This is a genomic window from Priestia sp. USM5 (assembly GCF_058323215.1).
In genome coordinates, this window is the sequence record NZ_JBSGKN010000001.1 from 1,813,574 (window position 1) to 1,837,494 (window position 23,921).

The 23,921-nt window shown below is 36.2% G+C and carries 22 protein-coding genes; 16 read left to right on the plus strand and 6 right to left on the minus strand.

From position 1 onward, the window contains the following. The first annotated feature begins 170 nt into the window (after nucleotides 1–170). The 5 genes from ACWATA_RS09945 (at nucleotide 171) to ACWATA_RS09965 (ending at nucleotide 6,411) form a co-directional block, all read left to right on the plus strand. Entirely contained in the window at nucleotides 171–2,348 is a 2,178-nt protein-coding gene (locus ACWATA_RS09945; protein ID WP_028412896.1) for a malate synthase G, read from the plus strand. Between the two features lie 107 nt (nucleotides 2,349–2,455). Next, nucleotides 2,456–3,232: a fumarylacetoacetate hydrolase family protein gene (locus ACWATA_RS09950; RefSeq protein WP_473049793.1), complete on the plus strand. Its 777-nt coding sequence runs from the start codon at nucleotides 2,456–2,458 to the stop codon at nucleotides 3,230–3,232. A 52-nt stretch (nucleotides 3,233–3,284) separates the two neighbouring features. Beyond that, the gene (locus tag ACWATA_RS09955; RefSeq protein ID WP_013057552.1) at nucleotides 3,285–4,079 is read left to right on the plus strand and encodes an IclR family transcriptional regulator; all 795 of its coding nucleotides are present in this window, start codon (nucleotides 3,285–3,287) and stop codon (nucleotides 4,077–4,079) included. A gap of 143 nt (nucleotides 4,080–4,222) precedes the next feature. After that, the gene (locus ACWATA_RS09960; protein WP_473049794.1) at nucleotides 4,223–5,455 is read left to right on the plus strand and encodes an aminopeptidase; all 1,233 of its coding nucleotides are present in this window, start codon (nucleotides 4,223–4,225) and stop codon (nucleotides 5,453–5,455) included. Between the two features lie 119 nt (nucleotides 5,456–5,574). Further along, nucleotides 5,575–6,411 (plus strand): hypothetical protein, encoded by an 837-nt coding sequence (locus ACWATA_RS09965; RefSeq protein ID WP_473049795.1) that lies wholly within the window; start codon nucleotides 5,575–5,577, stop codon nucleotides 6,409–6,411. Nucleotides 6,412–6,440: 29 nt separating this feature from the next. Here the strand turns inward: ACWATA_RS09965 and ACWATA_RS09970 are convergent, their stop codons facing one another. Both ACWATA_RS09970 and ACWATA_RS09975 read right to left on the minus strand, forming a co-directional pair. Continuing rightward, nucleotides 6,441–6,575, minus strand: coding sequence for a hypothetical protein (locus tag ACWATA_RS09970; protein ID WP_014459590.1), 135 nt, complete (start codon nucleotides 6,573–6,575; stop codon nucleotides 6,441–6,443). Nucleotides 6,576–6,656: 81 nt separating this feature from the next. Further along, nucleotides 6,657–7,148 (minus strand): hypothetical protein, encoded by a 492-nt coding sequence (locus ACWATA_RS09975; RefSeq protein ID WP_028409022.1) that lies wholly within the window; start codon nucleotides 7,146–7,148, stop codon nucleotides 6,657–6,659. Between the two features lie 407 nt (nucleotides 7,149–7,555). Here ACWATA_RS09975 and ACWATA_RS09980 point away from each other — a divergent pair, with 407 nt between their 5' ends. From ACWATA_RS09980 to ACWATA_RS09990, 3 genes are all read left to right on the plus strand, one after another. Next, entirely contained in the window at nucleotides 7,556–7,975 is a 420-nt protein-coding gene (locus ACWATA_RS09980; protein WP_028412901.1) for a hypothetical protein, read from the plus strand. 72 nt (nucleotides 7,976–8,047) lie between these two features. Next, complete coding sequence (locus ACWATA_RS09985) at nucleotides 8,048–9,022, plus strand: UCP032817 domain-containing protein (protein ID WP_473049796.1); 975 nt, start codon at nucleotides 8,048–8,050, stop codon at nucleotides 9,020–9,022. A gap of 127 nt (nucleotides 9,023–9,149) precedes the next feature. Then, nucleotides 9,150–9,728, plus strand: coding sequence for an HAD-IA family hydrolase (locus ACWATA_RS09990; RefSeq protein WP_033579376.1), 579 nt, complete (start codon nucleotides 9,150–9,152; stop codon nucleotides 9,726–9,728). A gap of 2 nt (nucleotides 9,729–9,730) precedes the next feature. On the opposite strand, the gene ACWATA_RS09995 is transcribed toward ACWATA_RS09990, so the two are convergent. From ACWATA_RS09995 to ACWATA_RS10005, 3 genes are all read right to left on the minus strand, one after another. Then, the gene (locus ACWATA_RS09995; RefSeq protein ID WP_028412904.1) at nucleotides 9,731–10,327 is read right to left on the minus strand and encodes a mechanosensitive ion channel family protein; all 597 of its coding nucleotides are present in this window, start codon (nucleotides 10,325–10,327) and stop codon (nucleotides 9,731–9,733) included. An 843-nt stretch (nucleotides 10,328–11,170) separates the two neighbouring features. Then, nucleotides 11,171–12,193 carry a hypothetical protein gene (locus ACWATA_RS10000; protein ID WP_033579375.1) on the minus strand — a complete coding sequence of 341 codons (1,023 nt, stop codon included), beginning with the start codon at nucleotides 12,191–12,193 and terminating at the stop codon, nucleotides 11,171–11,173. Nucleotides 12,194–13,193: 1,000 nt separating this feature from the next. Further along, on the minus strand, nucleotides 13,194–14,657 hold the full coding sequence (locus tag ACWATA_RS10005; protein WP_013083667.1) for a hypothetical protein: 1,464 nt from the start codon (nucleotides 14,655–14,657) through the stop codon (nucleotides 13,194–13,196). 313 nt (nucleotides 14,658–14,970) lie between these two features. On the opposite strand from ACWATA_RS10005, the gene ACWATA_RS10010 reads away from it, so the two are divergent. The 5 genes from ACWATA_RS10010 (at nucleotide 14,971) to ACWATA_RS10030 (ending at nucleotide 20,940) form a co-directional block, all read left to right on the plus strand. Further along, on the plus strand, nucleotides 14,971–15,852 hold the full coding sequence (locus ACWATA_RS10010) for an HAD family hydrolase (RefSeq protein ID WP_099331105.1): 882 nt from the start codon (nucleotides 14,971–14,973) through the stop codon (nucleotides 15,850–15,852). 504 nt (nucleotides 15,853–16,356) lie between these two features. Continuing rightward, on the plus strand, nucleotides 16,357–17,181 hold the full coding sequence (locus tag ACWATA_RS10015; RefSeq protein ID WP_473049797.1) for a pyruvate, water dikinase regulatory protein: 825 nt from the start codon (nucleotides 16,357–16,359) through the stop codon (nucleotides 17,179–17,181). Between the two features lie 120 nt (nucleotides 17,182–17,301). Beyond that, nucleotides 17,302–18,804 carry a malate:quinone oxidoreductase gene (locus ACWATA_RS10020; RefSeq protein ID WP_473049798.1) on the plus strand — a complete coding sequence of 501 codons (1,503 nt, stop codon included), beginning with the start codon at nucleotides 17,302–17,304 and terminating at the stop codon, nucleotides 18,802–18,804. Between the two features lie 251 nt (nucleotides 18,805–19,055). Beyond that, nucleotides 19,056–19,715, plus strand: a complete 660-nt coding sequence (locus tag ACWATA_RS10025; RefSeq protein ID WP_033579371.1) for a 2OG-Fe(II) oxygenase — start codon at nucleotides 19,056–19,058, stop codon at nucleotides 19,713–19,715. Nucleotides 19,716–20,115: 400 nt separating this feature from the next. Then, nucleotides 20,116–20,940 (plus strand): thermonuclease family protein, encoded by an 825-nt coding sequence (locus ACWATA_RS10030; RefSeq protein ID WP_473049799.1) that lies wholly within the window; start codon nucleotides 20,116–20,118, stop codon nucleotides 20,938–20,940. 65 nt (nucleotides 20,941–21,005) lie between these two features. Here ACWATA_RS10030 and ACWATA_RS10035 read toward each other — a convergent pair whose 3' ends face one another. Continuing rightward, nucleotides 21,006–21,149, minus strand: a complete 144-nt coding sequence (locus ACWATA_RS10035; RefSeq protein WP_158307786.1) for a hypothetical protein — start codon at nucleotides 21,147–21,149, stop codon at nucleotides 21,006–21,008. A gap of 159 nt (nucleotides 21,150–21,308) precedes the next feature. On the opposite strand from ACWATA_RS10035, the gene ACWATA_RS10040 reads away from it, so the two are divergent. From ACWATA_RS10040 to ACWATA_RS10050, 3 genes are all read left to right on the plus strand, one after another. Then, nucleotides 21,309–21,863, plus strand: a complete 555-nt coding sequence (locus ACWATA_RS10040; RefSeq protein WP_013057535.1) for a GNAT family N-acetyltransferase — start codon at nucleotides 21,309–21,311, stop codon at nucleotides 21,861–21,863. 197 nt (nucleotides 21,864–22,060) lie between these two features. After that, nucleotides 22,061–22,621, plus strand: a complete 561-nt coding sequence (locus ACWATA_RS10045; protein ID WP_460092121.1) for a hypothetical protein — start codon at nucleotides 22,061–22,063, stop codon at nucleotides 22,619–22,621. Between the two features lie 199 nt (nucleotides 22,622–22,820). Further along, nucleotides 22,821–23,651 carry a YitT family protein gene (locus ACWATA_RS10050; RefSeq protein ID WP_116740831.1) on the plus strand — a complete coding sequence of 277 codons (831 nt, stop codon included), beginning with the start codon at nucleotides 22,821–22,823 and terminating at the stop codon, nucleotides 23,649–23,651. Nucleotides 23,652–23,921: the final 270 nt, after the last annotated feature.

Below are 23,921 nucleotides of genomic sequence, written 5' to 3' on the forward strand. Positions count from 1 at the left end.
AAATTCTTGAAAATACATTCGCTCGATGATATGATTTTTTTAACAAAAATAAAACGCTGTTTTGTAATAAGAAACAGCACCGCATATGTTCGTCTTAACCATTTTGGCAAAAAGAATTGAAAGCGCGTCCAAATTTAAAAATGTAAAGAAGTAAGAGGAGGAAACAGACGGTGACAAACTACAAACAAGTTGGAAATCTGAAAGTAGCTCCAGTTCTCTATCAATTTATTAATGAGGAAGCTCTCCCGGGCAGCGGCCTAAGTACAGAAAATTTTTGGTCTGATTTTGAAGCGTTAGTAACTGAGTTAACCCCCGTAAATAAACGTTTGTTAGAAAAGCGTGATCAGCTTCAAGCTCAAATTAATGCATGGCATCAAGAAAATCCTGACGGTGACTTTAACGAATACAAATCGTTTTTAACGAGAATTGGCTATTTAGAAGACAAGGCAGAAGATTTTCTTATTGGTACAGAAGGAGTAGACAGCGAAATTGCCTATCAAGCGGGACCACAGCTTGTGGTACCAGTGAATAACGCTCGGTATGCTATTAACGCTGCTAATGCACGCTGGGGTAGTCTCTATGATGCACTTTACGGCACTGATGCAATCAGTGAAGAAAATGGAGCTTCGCGCACGAGTTCTTATAATCCAATTCGAGGAGAAAAAGTTATTGCGTTTGCAAAGAATTTTCTTGATGAAGTTATTCCGCTCGTTCAGTCTTCTCATGCAGAAGTGGTTCAGTACAGTCTTGAAAATGGGAAGCTTGTTGCTCAATTAAACGATGGCAGTTTAACAGAGTTACAGGAAGAAGATAAATTTGTAGGGTATCAAGGGGAAGAAGAAAGCCCTGATGCTCTTTTATTCAAAAACAACGGCCTGCATTTTGAAGTTCAAATTGATCGTACGGATTCGATTGGTAAAACAGACGATGCGGGTGTAAAAGATATTTTAATGGAAGCAGCTCTTACGACGATTATGGACTGTGAAGATTCAGTAGCGGCAGTAGACGCAGAAGACAAAGTAGACGTTTACCGCAACTGGCTGGGATTAATGAAAGGTGATTTGACGTCTACTTTTAAAAAAGGAAGTCAAAACATGACAAGGCGTTTAAATCCAGACCGTACCTATATTTCTCCCCACAAGGAAAAGATTTCACTGTCTGGCCGTTCGCTTATGTTTGTTCGAAACGTTGGGCATTTAATGACAAACAGCGCTGTTTTAGATCGAAATGGCAACGAAATCTATGAAGGTATTTTAGACAGCGTGATTACTAGTTTAATTGCCAAACACACCTTGCTTAAAAACGGTACGTATCAAAATTCTAAAAAGAGCTCTATCTATATCGTTAAACCGAAAATGCACGGCTCCAAAGAAGTGGCTTTTGCCAACACGTTATTTAATTCAATTGAAGATATGCTAGGGCTTGAGCGTCATACGATTAAAATTGGCGTAATGGACGAAGAGCGCCGCACAACGCTTAATTTAAAAGCGTGCATCAAAGAAGTAAAAGACCGAGTGGCGTTTATTAATACTGGATTTTTGGATCGAACAGGTGACGAAATTCACACTTCTATGGAAGCAGGAGCTGTTATTCGTAAAAATGATATGAAGGCGTCTAAATGGCTTCAAGGCTACGAGCAGTCTAATGTAAATGTAGGGTTAGCAAGCGGGTTCCAAGGCCGCGCTCAAATCGGAAAAGGAATGTGGGCAATGCCGGATATGATGGCCGAAATGCTGAAGCAAAAAGTGGGGCATTTAAAAGCAGGAGCGAATACGGCATGGGTGCCTTCACCAACCGCAGCAACGCTTCATGCTCTTCACTATCATCAAATTGATGTAAGAGATGTTCAAAACGAATTGCTTACTAAGTCCACTGATTTACAAGATGACATTTTGCAAATTCCTGTGGCCGAAAAACCAAATTGGAGCAAAGATGAAATCCAGCAGGAGCTAGACAACAACGCTCAAGGAATACTCGGCTATGTAGTAAGATGGGTCGACCAAGGAGTAGGGTGCTCAAAAGTACCGGATATTAATAATGTAGGGCTAATGGAAGACCGGGCAACGCTTCGTATTTCCAGTCAGCACGTAGCCAACTGGCTTCATCATGGGATTTGTACAAAAGAACAAGTAACGGAAACGCTAAAGCGAATGGCAAAAGTAGTGGATCAACAAAATGAAAATGATCCTCTGTATCAGCCAATGTCATCGAACTACAGCGCATCCATTGCTTTTCAGGCAGCCTGCGATTTAGTATTTCAAGGCTATGATCAGCCAAACGGCTATACGGAGCCCATTTTACACCGCCGTCGTATCGAAGCAAAGGCAAAAGCAGCTATAAAACAGTAAAAAAAACGGCCTGTCAGCATAGAAATGGCAGGCTGTACTTACATCTTAAGAACCTGACTACCTATGATCCTTATTAAAACAAAGCAGATGGGAAAAGGAGCTATGTCATGAAATTTGTAAGGTTCGCTGTACAAGATAGCCGTCATACAGGTGTACTAAAAGAAGATACGATCAGCGTTATTGAAGGAAATATATTTGAGAAATGGAACTATACAGGACAGACTTTTTTAGTAAATGAAGTAAAGCTTTTGGCTCCTTTAGAGCCGAATCAAATTATTGGAATAGGCGCAAATTATGCAGCTGCAAAATCGGAGCTTCCAAAGGAAATGCCTTCTATTCCTGTCTTCTTTTTTAAGCCCACATCTTCTGTGATTGGCCCAAACGAAGACATTGTTATTCCAACTGCTATTAAGCACGTTAAGTTTGAATCTGAGCTTGCAGTTATTATTGGAAAAGAAGCGAAGAACATCGCAAAAGAAGACGTACGGGACTATATATTTGGGTATACAATTGGAAACGATGTAACGGCTCCGGATTATTTTCATAAAGACGGGCACTGGACCATTGGAAAATCCTTTGATTCATTTACGCCTCTTGGCCCCGTAATCGAAACAGAGCTTGATTTTAAGTCCATTCATGTAAAAGCGTTTTTAAATGGCGTTGAAAAACAAAACAGCTCAACAGATTTAATGATTATTTCCGTTGGAGAAATGATTGCTTACCTTTCTACTGTTATGACCCTTAAGCCGGGAGATGTGGTTTTAACAGGAAGTCCGGTCGGCGCGGAACTGGTGAGCACAAACGATATTATTGAATGCACCATCCGAGAAATTGGGACCCTCCAAAATCCGTTTGTTGCAGAGAAAGAACGTGTAAACGTATAAAAGTGATAAAAAATGCCCGGCAGTAAAACGACACATAGAGGAGAGAGGAAAAATGGAGCGAGAAAATATGGTGAAGTCTGTAAGCCGGGCATTGGATATTGTCACAATTGTCAGCATGGAAAGAGAAGGGGTAGGAGTCACAGAAATTGCAAAGCAAATGGACATTAATAAAAGCTCCGTATACCGTATTCTAACTACTCTTGCTCAGTATGGCTATATTGAACAAGATCAAGAAACCGGGCGGTACAAGCTTGGGTATAAGTTTTTAGAAGTAAGTTCAAAGCTTTTAGATTCTATTGATCTACGAACGGAAGCAAAGCCGTTTTTGCAAGAACTTGAAAGTGAGACAAATGAAGTTATTCATCTTGTTGTCTACGATCAAGGTGAAGTAGTGTATATTGAAAAGCTAGAAGGAAATCAGACGCTGCGCATGCACTCAAAAGTGGGGAAAAGAGCGCCTATGCACTGTACGTCTGTCGGTAAAGCTATCCTAGCTTTTTTACCGCTTAACACGGTAACAAGCATTCTTGAAAGAAAAGGCTTACCAGCTCATACCGATCACACCATTACAGATGAAGAAAGCTTTCTCCGGGAACTTTCAGAAGTGAAGCAAAAGGGATATGCGCTGGATTTAGAAGAAAATGAATACGGAATTACCTGCATCGCAGCCCCTATTTTTGATCACCTTGGTCAAGTCGTTGCTGCAGTCAGCATTTCCGGTGCTACGATGCGTATGACCAATGAGCGATTAACGTACCTTCAAGAACGCATGGTTGATATAGGCAAGAACATTTCGGAGCGGCTCGGCTACAAAACGGAATCTGTGAAAGACAAAAGTTTGTTCTGATTCTTAGAGAACAAACTTTTTCTATATAATAATCTGTAAAATAACGTAATTATATTATGTAAACTATAGGCTAGGATTTTTAATTGATGTTTTATTCATGATACAATAAAGTTGTTAGAATATATACGTAAAGGAGATAAATTATGGAACAGTTTGAGCGCAATATTGAAAAGTACGCCGAGCTAGCTGTAAAAGTCGGTGTAAACATTCAAAAAGGGCAAGTATTAAACATTAATGCTGATATTTCTTCCGCTGATTTTGTTCGTGAGATTGCGAAAAAAGCGTACGAAGCCGGAGCAAAGTCTGTTGATGTAGACTGGCATGACGATCATTTAGTTCGTTTGAAATATGAAAAAGCGGATGAATCTGTATTTAATGAATTTCCTGCTTGGAAAGCTCAGGCAAGAGAAGAGCTTGTGAAAAACGGAGGCGCTGTTTTATCTGTAATTTCAAGCGGTCCTGACTTACTAAAAGGAGTAGACGGCAAACGTATTGCTGCGTTCCAAAAAGTAAGCGGAAAAGCAATGAAAAAATTCCGTGAAGCGATCCAATCTGATAAAATTAGCTGGTCCATCGTAGCTGTTCCTTCCAAAGACTGGGCAGCTAAAGTATTTCCTGATGTTCCAGAAGAACGGCAGCAAGAAAAACTATGGGAAGCTATTTTTAAATCTGTGCGCGTAGACCAAGAAGATCCAGTGGCCGCATGGGAAGAGCATAATGCTTCATTACATACAAAAGTAGACATTTTAAATGAAAAGAGATTTTCTAAGCTTCACTATAAAGCGCCAGGAACAGATTTAACAATTGAACTTCCTGACAAACATATTTGGGTGGGCGCAGGCAGTGTTAATGAAGAGGGTAACTCGTTCATGGCCAATATGCCAACAGAAGAAGTATTTACACTCCCAAAAAAAGACGGCGTAAATGGTCAAGTAACAAGCACAAAACCGCTTAGCTACGCAGGAAACTTAATTGAAAACTTCACGCTAACATTTGAAAACGGAAAAATTGTGGATGTAAAAGCAGAAGAAGGCGAAGAAACGTTAAAGCACCTAATTGAAACAGATGAAGGTGCCAAATACTTAGGAGAAGTAGCCTTAGTACCGCATCAATCGCCAATTTCTCAGTCAAACATCATTTTCTATAACACGCTGTTTGACGAAAATGCATCCAACCATTTAGCCATCGGCAGCTCGTATTCCTTCTGTTTAGAAGGGGGAAAAACGATGTCTAAAAAAGAGCTATCACAAAACGGAGCAAACGACAGCATCACCCACGTTGACTTCATGATTGGCTCAGCTGAAATGGACATCGACGGCATCAAAGCTGACGGTACAAGCGAGCCTGTGTTTAGAAAAGGGAACTGGGCGTTTTAATAAACAGTTTAATCTATGAAGTCTCTACAATAATCAAGGTAATAAACTTATAGCCACTTCTCGATTTATAGAAGTGGCTATAAGTTTTTTTTAATGTAAAGAGGAGAGTAATACGTTAAATGAATGAATTAGTAAAAATTGTTTTAAATAGCGTAGACCAATTATTTGGCAAAAATTATGTGCAATTGATTACTTATTTATTAATAGCATTAATTGGAACATGGTTGTACAAAGAGTTCAGAACTCAATTACTAAATAGTGAAAACTATAAAAGAGAAAAGTACAGTGAGGTATTAACAATTTTATTAGAATTGGAGTATGCACTAAATAGATTCTTAATAAATGAAGTAGAGTTTACTCAATTAGAAGAGAATTTAAAGGCTGCTTATCCGTATTTATCTTATGATCTAAGTAAGGAGGTTGGAAGCTTCAGTACTGGAATAGAAAAGAAAAAAGTCGAGGAATTCGTCGAAAGATTGAGTACAGAGAGAACTAACCTTAAATATAACCAACCTAATGCTTTCTCTTATTTAAATGAAAGAAGTATATCTCGGTCATTTGGTCACTTATTTAGAACAATGCTTTCACCTGTGCTTATACCTTTCTTGTTGACTTTATTAACTGTAGTGGTTTCATTTATGCTATTATATCTCACGTCTGCTATGTCAACTGTTGAATCTGTTGTCAAACAATATTATTTGATACAAGGTGTAATAGATTACATATGTTTCTTAATGATATTAGTTGGTATCGCTGATATTATTAATAACCAAAAGGTGTCTAGCATGAAACACTTAGTTATTTTTCTTATTATTTTTATAACTTTGTCTATTACTGCATTTTTACTTTTTTCAAAATTCATTATTATTCCTACAATTCTATTTGTATGCTACGGAATATTATTAAAAATTTACTTACCAAAAATTATTGTTGGGCTAAAAATAAATAATATATAAATAAAAAGAAGAATCACGGCAGGCGAACTTCACTCAGTTCCACCTTGCTGTGATTCTTCTTTTTTTACCGGAGCGTCACGCTTGAACATGTGATAGTAGGTAAACCCTAAGCATAGAGCGCCGGCAATTGAACAAAAATATTGCAAAAAACGGACGAAATCCATTGGAATGACCTCCCATTTTCAGTTTCGCTTCTAGTATGTACAGGGAAGTGAAATAATATGTGAAAAAAGGGAGGTTTTCTCTTATAGTTCGTATGGTTCTTGGAGAGTAAGGTAAGGCTGCTGATCTTCAAGACCAAGACGCTTATTTAATTGTCTTTTCATTAAATCGTACTGGTAGATGAGGTGAAATTGATTTTTTTTCGGTGTTTCACAGCGAATGTATGTTTCTTGCCCGTTCTTGTCTGTGAAATGAATGGTTAACTCACCGAAATAGCGTTGAACAGGAGCTCCGTGAAGGCCTTTTTCATTTTTGACAACCTTTGAAAATTCTGCTCGTTGAATACGGTTAAATGGAATAATAGCTACTTGATTGATAACAAGACGCTGATCGTACATGTCAATTTTAGATATGGAAATTTGATTAATTCCTTCTGCAAATTTAACATGCCCGTTTACAGAAACAAGCGGTTTGCGATCCTCAGGATCAACAGCGCCTTGAGGTCGCTTAATGACGTAGAAGCTAGCTACGCCAAGTGCTACGATACCAACCACAACAATAAGTGCAAACATCATTTTGCATTCCACCTCCTGAGTATAGATGTGTAATCTGAATTTAACAGCAAGCTGTTTCAGTTGCCATATTGCCTCAACAATGAGGATAGAGAAAAGCAGTTCGGCAGTTCATTATAAGTATATACATACGTTCGACAATATGGTGTGATATTCCTTCTTATTATGACTTTTTTACGACAAAATGGGCAAAACTCTTTCCGAAAATGAAGTGAATCAGTTACAATTTAAGGATAAGGTACCAAATTTCTTTTCTATCTCAAAAAAGTGCAGAAAAGCGTAAAAAATTCTAGGTACTTTCTCATATTTTTACTATTTTTATAGAATTTATCCCAATTTCTAATCCTTTATCGTGTATAATCTCTTGTGTGCAGCATGATATACATAAAGGTGTAAGGAGGCACAGTTCATTGTCTTTATCAGCAAAAAAGATATTATTATTAGTTTTAGTAGTTATATGTTTAGTGTTAGTTGTGATGCAATTCATAAATCGATCAGCAGAGCCGACTTCTGGACAGGCCCAAGAAACACTGAGTAAGCTTCCTGAACAAGAAACCGTTAAAGAAAAAGCGAAAGGCGACGAGGAAGCGCACAAATATCGAGTGTATTATATTACTATTGAAAAAATCGAAAATGGTACATACAGCGGAACAACAAAAGAAGGAACGGGCATTAAATTTTCCGATAAAAATTTAAATGAACCGATTCCAAGTAATTTGAAAAAAGGGGATATCGTTAAAGCATACTTTGATCTTGAATATAGCACGAAAGGTCTAGTCAAAGTAGAAAAGGTAGACGAGATACCCGATGATGACGAGAGCTCAAGTTAATTGAGCTCTTTTTTTGTGTTTTACGAATGTGGTAAAATATTGAATATATAGATACGATACAGGGGGAAGAAGATGATAGCAGCCATTATAGTAGGAGCGGTAATTCTTTTAGCTTTGATTATTAAAGGGATTGTAAAGTCGAGAAGATTTCGCTTGTATAAAGAGGAGCTTCCAGATGAGCTCGGAATACATAAAAATCAAGGGTTTGAAGATATTGTTCATTCACTAGAAGATTCTTTACCGGCAGCCTATGTTCAGCAAGTGAAACAGCGCATGAAAGGAAAAAATACAAAAGACGATGAAGTGGAATGGACGTTTTTTGAGATGAAGCGCTACTTTTTATTAAATGCAGTCATCAAAGACGTACCGATGTTTAGTGCAAAAGTGGATGAAGTATGGCATGAAATGATTATGTTTACAGTAGATTATGAACGTTTTACAGACCGTTTTTTCAACCGCTTTTTGCATCACCAGCCAAATGTAGAAACAGCTCCATCCCCACAGCCGGATAAGCGAGCGTTCTTCGATTGGATGTATGCTCATTTGTTTGACATAACGGGTAACAGCCGACTGCTTTGGGGGAAGTTTTTTCAGCATCCGCTTGATAAAAGTACGCTTCAAGATTTTCAAAGGTTATCAGAAGATGAATTACTAGATCGCTATTTTTTAAGAAACGGCAAATGGGAAACACAACAGAGGCATTTGATTCAAACATTAAAAGAAGAAGTCACTGCTGCACGAAAAAGAAAAAAAACGGGCGGATCAACTTATTTTAAAAAAGCGGCTAAAAAAGGAAATGTATCAAACGAACTTCTTCTTCAAGGCTTTGTTTTTTATTCTCTCTACAAAGCCACCAACTTTTCAAGCCATATGAATGAACTGTTGCTATATAAAAAGACGATGTATGCGGGAGAGACAGCCTCTTACAGTGGGTATAGCTGTTCAAGCCCCTGGGAAGATAACCGCCACCATCACCACAACGATGGAGGTCATCACCATCATGACAGCGGCAGCAGCTGTTCGAGTTCAAACTGCAGCAGCAGCTAATAAAGTAAAAAAACTCGTTTTATACGAGTTTTTTTACTTTAAATGCAACGACGACAAAATGATTCACTGACAAGCAGTGAAAAATTTGGTATAATCGTTACGTTTTTAAAAAGGAGAGACAGCGAAAATGAATATTTTATGGGACTTTGATGGAACCATCTTTGATACCTATCCGACTATCGTGAAAGCATTCAAAGAATTACTAACAGATCAAACGATTTCAGAAGATGATATTTTAAAACAAATGAAAATATCTTCTGACGTAGCAATCAAGCATTTTGATATTGAAAAGTCTTTGTTTGATAAACACTTCCATGTGCTCGAACAAAAAATCAATCCTAAAGATAAGCCTGCTTTTTCTCACGTAGAAGACGTACTGAGCTTTGCGGATACAAATGTAATTGTTACGCACAAGTCTAGACAATCTACGCTTGATATCCTGGCATTTTTTAATATGGAGCACTACTTCACGGAGATTATTACAAAGGATGATGGCTACAAACGAAAGCCTGATAGCGGAGCTTATGCCTATCTTCACGATAAGTATCAGCTCGATTTAGTAATTGGGGATCGCGAACTCGACTTAAAACCTGCCCGTGAACTGGGAATTAAAACATGTGCATTTCAAAATAACGATATTGAAGCAGATTATCACCTTACATCATATGATCAATTCTTTACAACGGTCGTAAATAAAAACTCGTGAAGCTATTCTTCACGAGTTTTTATTTGTTCAGGTGTATGTATTTCGGGGATTTCACCGAGCGTGTAGTTCGCTACTTTTGTAATGTTACTATTAGCAAAAAAATAAAACTCTCCGTCGACTCCGCGAATTTTTGTCGTGCGCAATCCAATTTCTTCAACAGTTCCTTTCGTATCATTTATAGATACGTGATCTCCTACTGAGAATTGATCTTCAAATAGAATAAAAAACCCATTTAAAATATCTTTAATCAAATTCTGTGCACCTAAGCCTGTAATAAACCCTGCTACGCTAATACCAGCTAAAAGTGCTTTCATATTAATTCCGATTGCCTCTAAAGACGTAATAAGTGCAATAAAATATACAACGTACATGACAATGCTCAGACAAAGTTTTTTCAGCGTTATTTCTTTTCGTTCGTTGTACCTCAGCAGTTTAGTTTTAAATCTGAAATCAAAGATTTTATTAATGACACTGCGAGCAAACCGGATGACAATTTGAGCAATGATAAAAATGAGGATAATCTTTATGATTACTTCACTAATGTCAATCCACCTACCGGTATTAAATAAAGTTTGCTGTACCCACTGTATGTATTTCATGACTAAGTCCCTTTCTTGCTTTATAAATTTTTCTCTACTGAATAGTATAATTTATTTTAAAAAATATACTACTAGAATTTATTAAGAGGCGTTTGAACTATTGTTTTATTTTAATTTATTTGTATTTGGTATATGTAATGAAAACTCCTTAATTTAGAAAAAGTGAAAATCCTCAGGTATAGATATTTTTAAAACATTTCTTTATACAAATATTAAATAAAATCTTATAGCAGAGATTAGTATAGATCTTATTAGCAAACATTATATACAGATATTAAAGAAAGAAAAATCCTCTAAAAACCCAATGATATCAAGGGTTAGAAAGAAAATAGTATTTCAATAAATAACTGTGTGGAAAATAGCCCTTTTTTGTGAACAGCATCCTTTGGCTAAAGGATGTTTTTTATCGTAGTAGATATGGAAGCTATTTTATTTACTATGTTTTTTCTTCTACAATAGATGGATTTTAAAATCAATAGTATGAAGATTGCTGTTAAAAGTATGAATTATTTCCACTGTGGATAAAAGTAGTTATATTAAAGAGTAAATAACCTGGAAATTATCGTTAATAAAAAAATAAAAGGGATGTTTTTATTAATAAAGAGGATGATATAACAGTCATTGAATATGTTTTCTTTCTTTTGTGGATAAGTATGAAGGTGTTTTTTTAGTAATATTCCATAGTTATACACAAGAAATATCATTTATTTAAACTCATTACGTTTATATAGATAGGATAATGAAATTTGAGAGCTGAAAAAATGGGTGTTTGTTTGTACTATTTGTATCAAAAAGAGAGGAGAAGGGATAGAAAATAAAAAAAAGGCATGCCAAAGAAGCCCCTTATGAAGCTGTAAGTTCGGCAGGGACTTGATCTTGAAGATTTTTTGAAAGCTCTTTTCGAATGAGCGTACGGATTTTCCCACCGTAATTTTCAACGACTTGAGCATCATGGCTGAAGAAGGCCTGTTCAATCAATGTATAAAGGGCAGACTTCACTCGTTCAATACCATATTCAAAAGAAAGCTGAACCAAATCAGCGATGTCTTCGTTTTGGAATGAAGACATAACAATTCCTGTAGAATCTGTGCTGTGTCCAGATAATTTTACAAAAGTCTCTTCAATAGTACGTCGAATCGCCGCATCGTATTGATCTCTCTTTTCTTGTTTTGACATCTTGCCATTTTTAGCTCCGTCTTTTAAAACAAAGAAAATAGTAGATCCTTGGACAACGGTTTTAAATGCGCTCGCCTGCGTTTCAGCTATTTTTTGCATCATACCCTTGTAGTGAGTATATTTCGGCGTAAAAATTTTATAGTCATTAAAGCTAATTTTTGAAGTGTTTTCTCCAGGATTAAACTGACGCTTAATCGTATCGTTGTCATAAACCAATTCTTTGCGCAGCTCTAAGCGAAGGGCATTTACGTTTTCAATTAGAATAAGTTCTTCAAAGCGAGTATATTCTAATTCCATAAACCCAAAGCCGTGTTCTTCAAAATATTGGGGGTAGGGAACAATACAAATATTGATTCCTTTGCCGCTGCGAGAATAGGAAATTAATTCTGTTTCTGCTAATACTACATTGTTGTTGCGAACTGTTCGAACTGTACAATTCAAAGCGGCTGCAATCTCTTTTTCAGAAACATCACAAATAATACCTCTTTCATCAACGTGAAGGAAGTGATAAAAAATTAATTGTGAAATTTGAGATTTAGATAAACGGTGATGTTCTGCCACTGTTTTGATTGTAGGGTTCCCATGAGCGTCTAGGTCCATGTGATCTTCAATATCTTTATATTTTTCTACGGTGCTAGACAATTGGCGAATAATTTGTTTTCCAATTTTCGCAAATTCTTTTTTTATCATGAGAATCCCTCCAATCTATTTCATATCAACAATAATTTATTAGGGTAAAATAACAAAGAATACCTTGTGAAAATTATATCAATAAGAAACAGAATCGCAAACGAACGAGTAGTACGCGAAAAACGGCAAAAGGCTCAAAGAATGCTGTCATAGCAAGGGATTCAGCGTATAGGTTTTTTAGTACGACAAAAACGGCAAAAGCAAGCAAGCGCCGGTAGAACAGTGTTTGTTACGATCAGTAAAAATCAAAAAAAACTTTATGCGTTTTAGTACGACAAAAACGGCAAAAGGCTCAATATAGTACGCCGAAAATAGCAAAAGTGAAGAGTGGTACGCCAAAAACAGCAAAAGTGATCTCGATTCACCTAAAAAAAGGGAAAAAAATCACTTCTCTGATCGCTGTAAATAACACAATGAATTTCAATAGTACGTCAAAAATGGCAAAAGCTATTTTTAGTACGTGAAAAACGTCAAAAACGACCTGGTAGTACGCTAAAAACAGCAAAAGTTATCGTTTGGTACGTCAAAAATGGCAAAAGCTTTATATATGCTGCGAAAAAAATAAAAAATAGGGTTTGAAAAGGACATAACAAAGGGAAAAGCAATGTTTAGTACGCAGAAAACGGCAAAAGTAGTGAAGGAGTACGTAAAAAACGGCAAAAGGTAGGATTGTTTTACGAAAAAAAGAGAATAATTAACAATTAATAAGTGATGACGAGTAAATAAAATGAATTTAGTACGTCAAAAACAGCAAAAGAAGCAAAGTAGTACGTCAAAAACAGCAAAAGAAGCAAAGTAGTACGTCAAAAACAGCAAAAGACAGTAATTAGTACGCAGAAAACGGCAAAAGTAGCGGAGGAGTACGTCAAAAACGGCAAAAGCTTTTGTGTAGTACGTTAAAAATGACAAAACTTCCAAACTATGAAATGAAAATAGAGGGAGATTTTGTATCAAAAAGACGAAAATGGCAAAATGTCAAATAAAAAAGGAAGGGAATGATTTACCCTTCCAATGTTTCTCTATGTTCTCCTCCAAAATAGTCTTGAATTTCATAATTTTGAAGAGGAATAAAAGAGATTTCAAATCCTTGAAGTTTTTGCTGATAACTTTGGATCAGTACTTGATTGCTAACAAATTCTGCTAGAGATTCATTAATTAATTTTAGGTTTACATCAATTTTCTTTGAACGAAAACGAACTTTTGAAGCAAAATATTGATACGGGTAAAAATGAGTGTAAGACTTTTCTTGTAAATAACAGTCTAAACGCTCTTTTTGAAATGCATAAAGCAGTAAAGAAGACAGCGAGTTATCTTTAAACTTTTTAATAACATCACTGTAAATTTGTACAAACTGCTGATTTAAAAAGCCTTGATGCGTATCATCGCTAAATACAATCGTTGCATATCGTCTGCCCGTTACTTCATCGGTTTCAATAACAGCCTTTTGAAAGAAGTTGATCGCAAATTTTGTATCTCTGGAATTTTTCTTCTTTGCTACACCTTCTACGTGATATCTGGCAATTTTCATAATGCGGGCTTCAACGGCTTCATAGTTTTTTACACCTTTTGAATTATAAATTTCTTTCACGATATCCGCTAAATCAAGAGTCACCGTTTTTTCTTTATAAAACATCTCGTCGCGCTGTGAAAGAGCAAACTGGATAATTTGGGAATCTTTTGGGTCTAAAACCATATTTCGTTTGGAAAGAACCGTTTGATTATCATTCACAGGGATAATGGTGCGAATGAAATATTCTTCATCAACTTTATAGTCATTATATAAAACGACTTCTTGGGAGTTTGTTTTAACTTCCATATTGGTTTTAAGAGAATGACTTTCGTTTGAGAAGATAGGCGCCTCTACCCACGAATTTAATCGTTTATCAATCCAGTTGCTTAAATTTCCATTGTATTTTTCTAAGATGATTTCCGCAATTAAAAAAGTAAAGTCCGTGTGAAATGCTTTCTCTATTTGATAATTCATTTTTGAATCTAAATAAGGAAAATCGGTAATGTTTGTTTTTTTGCTTTTAGCCCATGCCTCTACTTCTTTTAACTTTATCTTTAAAATATCTTCAGGTTTTTCCACGCCAAACAGCTTTTTTAAGTGTTCGGTATCCACTTTTTTATCCATCACTTTTTTGGCTAATTCAATGTCTTCAAAAATAGGATTAGGCTTTTCTGCTTTAATATCTTTTTTTAATGTTTGCAGCCAGTTTTTTTTATTTGATTGTCTTCTTTTGTAGGCTGGGTTTCGTATTTCCTTAGGATTTATTAATTTATTCTCTAAAACAAACGTATCTTGCAATATATTTAAAATGTAGTCTTCTATAAAATCTTTTTCATTCGAAAAAAACGAATGAGAATCATATAAAAAGTCTATGCACTTTGCTTTGATATTGTCATCGATCGCATCGCTGATTTGTTTAATAAGGTAAGGAGAAAAATTGGATGGTTCGTTCATGTTGACCTCCTCTGTATGTATTTAATCTGTAACACTCTTATTATATCTTTTTTGAACGATACTCTAAAGGCTAAAAGGAAAATTCGTTTTTGTGAATGCTGTTTTATATCAAATTAGCCTAACCAGCTATTAGTATATAAAGGCTTATTGCAAATATAAAATTCTTTCTTTATAGCGCTTGTACAATTTTAGATGTAAGGAGAGTATTATAGTAGCTTTATAAAAGAGAAAAGCAAAGTACATTCATTGAGTTTGAAAATGGAAAAGTTTATACTTGCCAAGTACACTCTTTTTACAAATAGGGGGAATAAATATGTTGTTAAAACCTAAAGCAATTTTTTTAGATATGGACGGTACGATATTAAATCGCTCCAACAAAGTAAGTATTCAAACAAAAGAAACCATTGACGAATTACGAAAACAGGGAATTTTTGTTTTTATTGCTACGGGAAGAGCGTTTGATGAAATAGAAGAGTTAGTTCCTGAAGGCTTTCAAGTAGATGGATTTATCACATCAAATGGTATGGCAGGATACGTAGGAAAAGAATCAGTCTTTCAGCATTCGCTTTCACTTCAATTGGTGGAAACTATTATTGAAAAAGCAAGAGCGAACAAGGTATACTACGAGCTTTTCCCGTATGGCACACCTCGCGTGACGTTAAAACAAGATCAGCCGTATGTTGAAAATGAAATTAAAGAGCCAAAGCCAGACAGTGTGGAAATTAACGAATGGCTTTCTCGTAAACAAGCAATTAAAGAAGAAATTGACTGGAAAGATTCCGTAGAAGGAAGTGAATTTTCAAAGTTCTATTTCTTTGCAAGAACGCACGAGCATATCGATAAATGGAAAGAAGAGCTTGAAAAACTCAAGCAAGAAACAGACTTTACAACTTCTACTTCATCTAAACACAATGTCGAAGTGATGGTGGCAAACGTAAATAAAGCAACGGGAATTCAGCAAATGCTAAAACATTTTAATTTGCCCGAGCAAGACATTCTAGCAATTGGCGACAGCAACAATGATTTACCAATGTTTCAGTTTGCCAGCTATGCTGTAGCGATGAAAAACGCGCCGGATCATATTAAAGAAATTGTCGATGACATAACGGAATTTAACTGTGACGAAAACGGCGTATCTCATTATCTTTCTAAATTTTTATTGCAAAAATCTACTAGAAGTAATCCCGTTTTATAAAAATGAATCTATTTCACGACAATGCATTATAACCAGCTCTTCAAAACATCGTCTGTTAGGCGATGTTTTTAGTATACATAAGGTGAAAAGTAAACCGTTCATTATTTTTATTTATAAACAACATAATTATATAACTATCCTCGTACCTATCCCTGCAAAACACCTCTCAGCCCTGATGAGTGCCACCATGCCAAAGCATAAAACATTTTAAAATCTAAACTTTTTCTTTCTTCAAACTTTTTATAAAATGCGCAGAAAAGGGATTGTATCTCCGTATATTTAATGCTAATATAACATTTAATGAAAATAGTATAACATATTTATATTTATTTCGTAATTAGTATGACATAAATTCTTAATTTAATTGTTTTGTTAAAGTGTTTATAATCACAGTGACCAGCATATTTATCTATTCATTACTATTAAATTGTGTATCTTGTAAGCTGCTAAATAAAAATATTAGCGTTATTAAACTATCAAAATCAAAGAATAGGAAGATTTAATGTGATTAAAAGAAAAATTGTCTATATAGTTTCCGACTCAGTAGGTGAAACGGCTGAGCTGCTGGTAAAAGCAGTTTTAACTCAATTTAGTGGAGAAGATATTGAAATTCAAAATACTTCTTACGTAGAAAATGAGGAAAATATTGATAATATCATTGCCGAAGCAAGGTGTAACGAAGCCATCATTGCGTATACTATCGTCATCCCACCTTTAAAACAGTATCTTGACCAAACGGCACAAGAAGAAGGAATTGTAGCCATTGATTTGATGACCCCTCTTATGAGTGCCTTTAGCCAAACCTTTAATAAAGAACCTAATCTTCAACCGAGATTAACAAGAAAATTAGACGATAACTATTTTCGAAGAGTAGAAGCAGTTGAATTCGCTGTTAAATATGATGATGGACAAGACTTCAGAGGCATCAAGCGAGCTGATCTAGTGTTGATTGGTGTTTCGAGAACATCTAAGACGCCACTTTCTATGTATTTAGCTCATAAAAGTCTTAAAGTAGCGAATATACCGTTAGTTCCAGAAGTGACGCCTCCTGATGAACTTTTTACTATTCCAAAAAATAAATGTATTGGTTTAGTTATTACACCGGATAAGCTCAATGAAATCCGAAAAGAACGATTAAAAAATTTAGGTTTAGCGTCTCAAGCCAATTATGCCAATGTAGATAGAATCCTTGAAGAGCTGGAATATGCTGAGAAAATTATGAAGCGCATTGGTTGTCCTATTGTTAATGTCTCAGGTAAAGCAGTTGAAGAAACCGCTGAAGTGATATTGAGCATGTTAAAAAAGGACAAGATGAAAGGGTATGTATAAAAATTCCCATTATGTAAGACAGACAACTTGTCAGACATACTTAATTTATAGAGAGTCAGGTAGAACAGGCGTGTTGCTAAAAGGTGCTTTTTTAAAATATAAAAGATAAGGAAGATTGTGATGAGCAATGTATATAAAAAAACAGACGTTATCTTAATTGGGGCCGGAGTGATGAGCGCAACGTTGGGATCTTTACTAAAAGAGTTAGCGCCGGAATGGGAAATCAAAGTATTTGAGAAACTCGCAGATGCAGGAGAAGAAAGCTCCAATGAATGGAATAATGCAGGGACGGGCCATGCTGCACTGTGCGAGTTGAACTATACATCTGAACAAGCTGACGGATCCATAGATATTACGAAAGCAGTGCGAATTAATGAACAGTTTCAGCTTTCAAGGCAATTTTGGTCGTATCTTGTAAGCAGTAATTTAATTCATCATCCGCAAGAGTTTATTATGCCAATCCCTCACATGAGTTTCGTACAAGGAGAAAAGAACGTATCCTTTTTGAAAAAACGTTTTGAAGCGCTATCAAATAATCCGTTGTTTCAAGGGATGGAGTATTCGGATTGTCCTGAAAAGTTAAAAGAATGGATGCCGCTTGTTATGAAAGGCCGTACATCGACTGAAGCAATTGCGGCAACCAAAATTGACTCAGGGACGGACGTGAACTTTGGAGCTTTAACTCGTATGTTGTTTACACATTTAAAAAGTAAAAGCGTAGAAATAAACTATAACCACAGCGTTGAAAATCTGACACGTAACGCAGACGGCTCGTGGGAAGTAAAAGTACATGATATTCATAGCGGCAAACAGGAATATCACACGGCAAACTTTGTTTTTATCGGAGGAGGAGGCGGAAGTCTGTCTTTACTCCAAAAAACGGATATTCCTGAGTCCAAACATATTGGAGGGTTCCCGGTAAGCGGATTATTTATGGTATGCACTAATCCCGAAGTTGTAGCGCAGCATCACGGGAAAGTGTACGGAAAAGCAAAGGTTGGCGCTCCACCGATGTCGGTTCCGCACCTTGATACACGCTATATCGACCGCAAAAAAACACTGCTGTTTGGACCTTTTGCCGGATTTTCACCAAAGTTCTTAAAAATGGGTTCAAATTTGGATTTAATCAATTCTGTAAAACCGAATAATATCTTAACGATGTTAGCAGCAGGCGTCAAAGAGATGGGCTTAACGAAATACTTGATTCAGCAGGTGCTGTTGTCCAATGAAAAGCGTATGGAAGAACTTCGCGGGTTTATTCCAAACGCAAAAAGCGAAGACTGGGATATCGTCGTAGCGGGTCAGCGTGTACAAGTAATCAAAGATACGGAAGCCGGAGGTAAAGGAACTCTTCAATTTGGTACAGAAGTTGTGAGTTCAGCGGATGGTTCCGTTGCTGCATTGCTCGGGGCTTCGCCAGGTGCTTCGACTGCCGTTCATGTTATGCTTGAAGTGCTAGAAAAATGTTTCCCGCAGCATATGAAGAACTGGGAACCAAAAATAAAAGAAATGATTCCTTCTTACGGCTTGTCACTGGTAAAAAATCCAGCGCTTTTTAACGAAATTCATGCTTCTACAGCACAAACGCTGAATTTAAGTAAAAAAGAACTTGCGTACCGCTGATTTTAGGCGGCCTTTGGCACGTATGCTTTAGATTAAAAGAATTTTTTTAGGCTACTTTATAAAGTGTTTAAAATATAAGTGAAATCTATAAGAAAAAATGAAGAAGCTCCGTTATATTGCGGGCTTCTTTTTATTTATTTCCTTTGCTAGCAGAATTTACTTCGTATGCATGATATAATTCTTATTAGTAAGCGTTTACATATAATGGAGTGAAGAATTGGAAAATAGCTATTTTGAGGAGCCGATAAAAGATGATTACAACTAATACATCTTTACTAACGAAAGAACAAACGATTTTTAGCCATTCAGGGAATAAAATTAAATTAGAAGACAGAGAGATTAATATTGTTGCTCGATTTGAAGAGCCTCTTGTTCTAGTTTTAGGAAATGTCCTAAGTACCGAAGAATGTGACGAACTTATACAGCTATCCAAAGATAAAATGCAGCGATCAAAAATTGGAGCTGAACGTGAAGTAAACAGTATTCGAACGAGCAGCGGCATGTTTTTTGAAGAAAGTGAAAACGAGCTTGTACATCAAATTGAAAAGAGACTTTCTAAGATAATGGGACCGTCTATTGAATATGCTGAAGGCCTTCAAGTTTTAAAATACTTGCCTGATCAAGAATACAAAGCGCATCACGATTATTTCACTTCTGCAAGTAAAGCATCTAAAAATAACCGTATTAGTACATTGGTTATGTACTTAAATGATGTGGAAGAAGGAGGAGAAACTTATTTTCCTAAGCTGGGTCTTTCCGTATCTCCGACAAAGGGAATGGCCGTGTACTTTGAATATTTTTATAGTGATGCTGAACTTAATGACCGTACTCTCCACGGGGGAGCTCCTGTTATAAAAGGAGAAAAGTGGGTCGCTACCCAGTGGATGCGCAAACAAAAAATTCGATCGTAAAAACAAAGGTTTGAAGAGCCCTATTAGCTATTGTTAGTAAGGGCTCTTATTTATGTTACAAAAAAATAGTCATCATGGTAGTCAGTTATTATATTGAAATATTCACACTTATTCTATTTGTGCGGCTATTCCTTATTCTTATAAGCCGGTAGACGATAAATGTATTTGTAGTGTAAAATATCCTCATGATTAAAAATCTGGATACACAAAAACGAAAAATGTGTTCGTGAAATAAAAATAAAATAAATGCTATTTAAAATAATGACTTTAAAACAAGCTGCGCGAAAAACTCGTGAAAGGTATTTTCACGAGTTTTTGTTTTTAGGTGATTTACACTATTTATAAAATCATTTTACTTTTATATAGTAGATAGGGAATGTGTTAAAGGAGGACCCGGGTTTTGAAAGAAATAAAAGCAATTATTTACATCATGATCGCGACGTTTGTGCTGCTTCTTACTGGATGCAGTGATGAGCAGGCAAGTCATTCAAGCACACCTTCTACGGATACAAAACAAGAAGTTCAAGTAGAAGGTTCATCAGATCAAGAAGAAGACCATAGTCCTTCTAAAGCAAGTCGTGAAGACGTAGTAGGTGAGGCAGCTACGGTAGAAAGAGTGGTGGACGGCGATACGCTTAAAGTAAAAATGCTGAACGGAAAGACGGATCGCGTACGACTACTTCTTGTCGATACCCCAGAAACAAAGCATCCCAAACTAGGCGTACAGCCCTTTGGTCCAGAAGCATCTGCTTACACGAAAAAAAGGCTAGAAGGGCAGGAGATCACTCTTGAATTTGATGTGCAAGAACGTGATCAATATGGACGGTTACTTGCGTATATATGGATAGACAATGAGCTATACAATGAAGAGCTGCTAGCAAAAGGGCTAGCCCGCGTAGCGGTATTTCCTCCTAATACAAAGTACGTAGACGAATTTAAGAAAATACAGGAGCAGGCTCGAAAAAGCGAAAAAGGCATCTGGAGTATTGAAAACTATGCACAAGAAAAAGGATATAACACGGATGCTGTAAAAAATCAGTCCTCTTCTAATCAAAAAGATACTCAATCTGCCACAAGCTGTGAAGGTAAAATAAAAGGAAATCAAAACTCTAAAATTTATCACGTGCCAACAGGGGCGCACTACAATCAAACCATGAACAACATCATTTGGTTCTGTACCGAAAAAGATGCACAAGAAGCAGGATACAAAAAAGCAAAAAACTAACAAAGAAATTCAGTAGCTGCTGAGTTTCTTTTTTGTGAGTTCCGTAAGTATGTGTATAGGATTGGCTAAATACCGTCCAACAAAGAACGACCAATTCGTATAAGAAGACGCACGGGCCATATGAGCAACTGAGGCACTTGTAAAAGAACCTCCGCTATAAGTTCTCTCCCGCTCATCGTATTATCTTTCTGCTGCCGGCGTTTTTTCATAGTCATCATCCATTCATTTGAAAATATACATTAATTATACAATGAAAGGAAGATTAGGAGTTAATTTTTTCTTTCTTTTCTTTTTCGTGTTAAAGTAGATAGGTAAGAAGTTTTGCTGCAAATAAAGCAAGCAAAGAGGATAAAGGGAGTTTGAAAATCGTGAAAATAAGGAAAGCAAGAAAAGAAGATGCTTCTGCTGTAACGGAATTACTTTATGACATGCTTGGCAGTATTGCACGCTCTCATACGGCGGCTACAACGAATGAAGAAGCGCTTTTAAGACTTAAAGCGTTTATTCTGTCTGAGAAGAATCGCTATAGCTATCATCATATTACAGTCGCAGAAGTCGATGAGAAGGTAGTTGGACTTATGCTTTGCTATGAAGGAAGTATGTTACAAACGCTTTATGAACCAGTTAAGCGTTTTGTACGTGCTAAACTTAATAATCCAGCGTGGGAAATTGATATAGAAACGGAACATGGAGATTATTATATTGACTCTCTATGTGTAGATGAAGCTTACCGCGGAAAAGGGATAGGAACGGCTCTTTTAAATGTAGCCAAGCAAGAAGCCAAAAAGCGTAAGATGTTTTTATCGTTAAACGTTGAATATAATAACGTAGAAGCCAAAAAATTGTATCAGCGTATAGGCTTTCAAGAGCATAAAACCATTTTTATTGATAAAAAACCATTTTTTTATATGAAGACTGCCTGATCATCTTTACGGTAGTATTTTTTGTGATAAAATGGATATATAAGTAAAATAATAAGAACCAACAGCTCAGCAGTTTTGCTGAGCTTTCCTGTAAATCGCGTAAACGTATCAAAATGGAAAGAACCCTACATCCAATGGACCATAAGCAAGCGGTCATGAAAGTATGTTTGCTGATGTGCCACATGAAAGGAGCGTGCATGAACATCAGAGATCTTCCGTTTAATATGAGTTATCGATTTAATGAACAGCTTCGAGAAGTTCCGGTTAACCCACACCAAATGAAGCAGGGAATTATCTATTTAAAGAAACGAGCTCTTGAAGAAGAGGATGAGTGTGCCGCTGCTAAAACATATGGACATATTGGTGTATATGAGCGCATACTTGGAGAATTAATGAGCAGTGAAAGACATCTGCAGCTGGCCATTTATCTATATGACCGACATGCTGATACAAAAGGTGAATTTTTGAATACGATCCGACTTGGACATACATATCACTGGCAAGAACAGTGGGATAAAGCGAATGAAACGTTTCAGCTACTCATTGAACAATTAAAAGCAGATGAAGACCTTCACATATATGAAGACTTTGTCTATCAGCATTATGGAAAATGTTTACTTGATCAGCGGGTTGTTTCCAGAGCGCATCACTATTTTCAACGCTCGTTAGAAATTCGATTGAAAAAAGGCGATAAAGAATTAATTGAGTCGACTAATTCCTGCATCCGTCTTTGTTTAAATAAATTAAAACATTCCTAGTATACATAAAAGATAAATGACTCATAGCCTTGGTTACACATAATGCATAAACTTTCCGTTTGACAAACGTATGTGAACATATTATAGTCATACATGGCAATTTAAGAATACGTAATATAAAAACTAAACATAAGCGTCTCTTCTCTTTTGGAGAAGGGGCTTTTTTATGTGAATTTTTATGCTGAGGAGGGTTTAATCGATGAGTAAAACAGTAAAAGATGTCATCTTTTTATTAATAGGTTCGTTTGTATTTTCACTTGCAGTTAACATGTTCGTCATTCCAATAGGACTAGGTGAAGGCGGCGTTACGGGTATCTCCATTATTTTATATTATACAACGCATCTTTCAACGGGCATCACTAACTTTATTTTAAACGGTATCTTACTTATCGTAGGGTATAAATTTTTAGAGAAAAAAACCATCGTTTATACGATGATTACGATTATCGCTACATCTATTTTTCTTCACGTAACTGAAGGCTGGGGTCTTCATCTTCATGAAGAGCTCATCGGCATGGTTTTTGCCGGTGTACTGCTAGGGGTTGGAATTGGGATGATTTTGCGAGTTGGCGGAACGACAGCAGGTTCAGCCATTATTGCTCGAATTCTAAATAAGTTTTTAAACTGGAAAGTCAGTTACGCACTTTTAGCTGTTGATTTACTAGTGGTATTGGCTTCTTATTTTATTATTGGAGCCGAAAAGTTATTATTTACAATCGTTATGCTTTACATTACAACAAAGGTAATTGATTTCGTTATTGAAGGATTTGATGCGAAAAAAGCCGTTACCGTTATTTCAAGCAACAAAAACGAGGTGGCGGACCAAATCAATGAACAGCTTGATCGCGGTGTAACGATTCTAAACGGTCGAGGGAACTATACAAAAGAGTCAAAAGAAATCTTGTATGTTGTTATTAACAAGCAAGAGCTTATTAAGCTTAAAAAGCTGATTAAAAAAATTGATGATGAAGCATTTGTGATTGTACACGATGTACGAGACGTAATTGGAAAAGGCTTTTTAAGCGCATAAAGCCGCAATTCTTGGCAATTTTTTCTGACGTTGGTGTTTTCCGAAAAAGTATGATATAAGTGTGTCTAAAGACAATTCAATATACGAAAGGAAGAACCCATATGCGTAATAAAAGGCATGTAAAACGTCTTCTTCAACGTCGAATCCGTTCTTTACGATACGTTGTCTTGATTTTATTTACGATACTGATTTTAAAGTACGTTAGTGAAATTATGTAACTTTTTTATATGAGTCTTATCGCTCATTTGGAGTGCTTTTTCTTTTAAATTA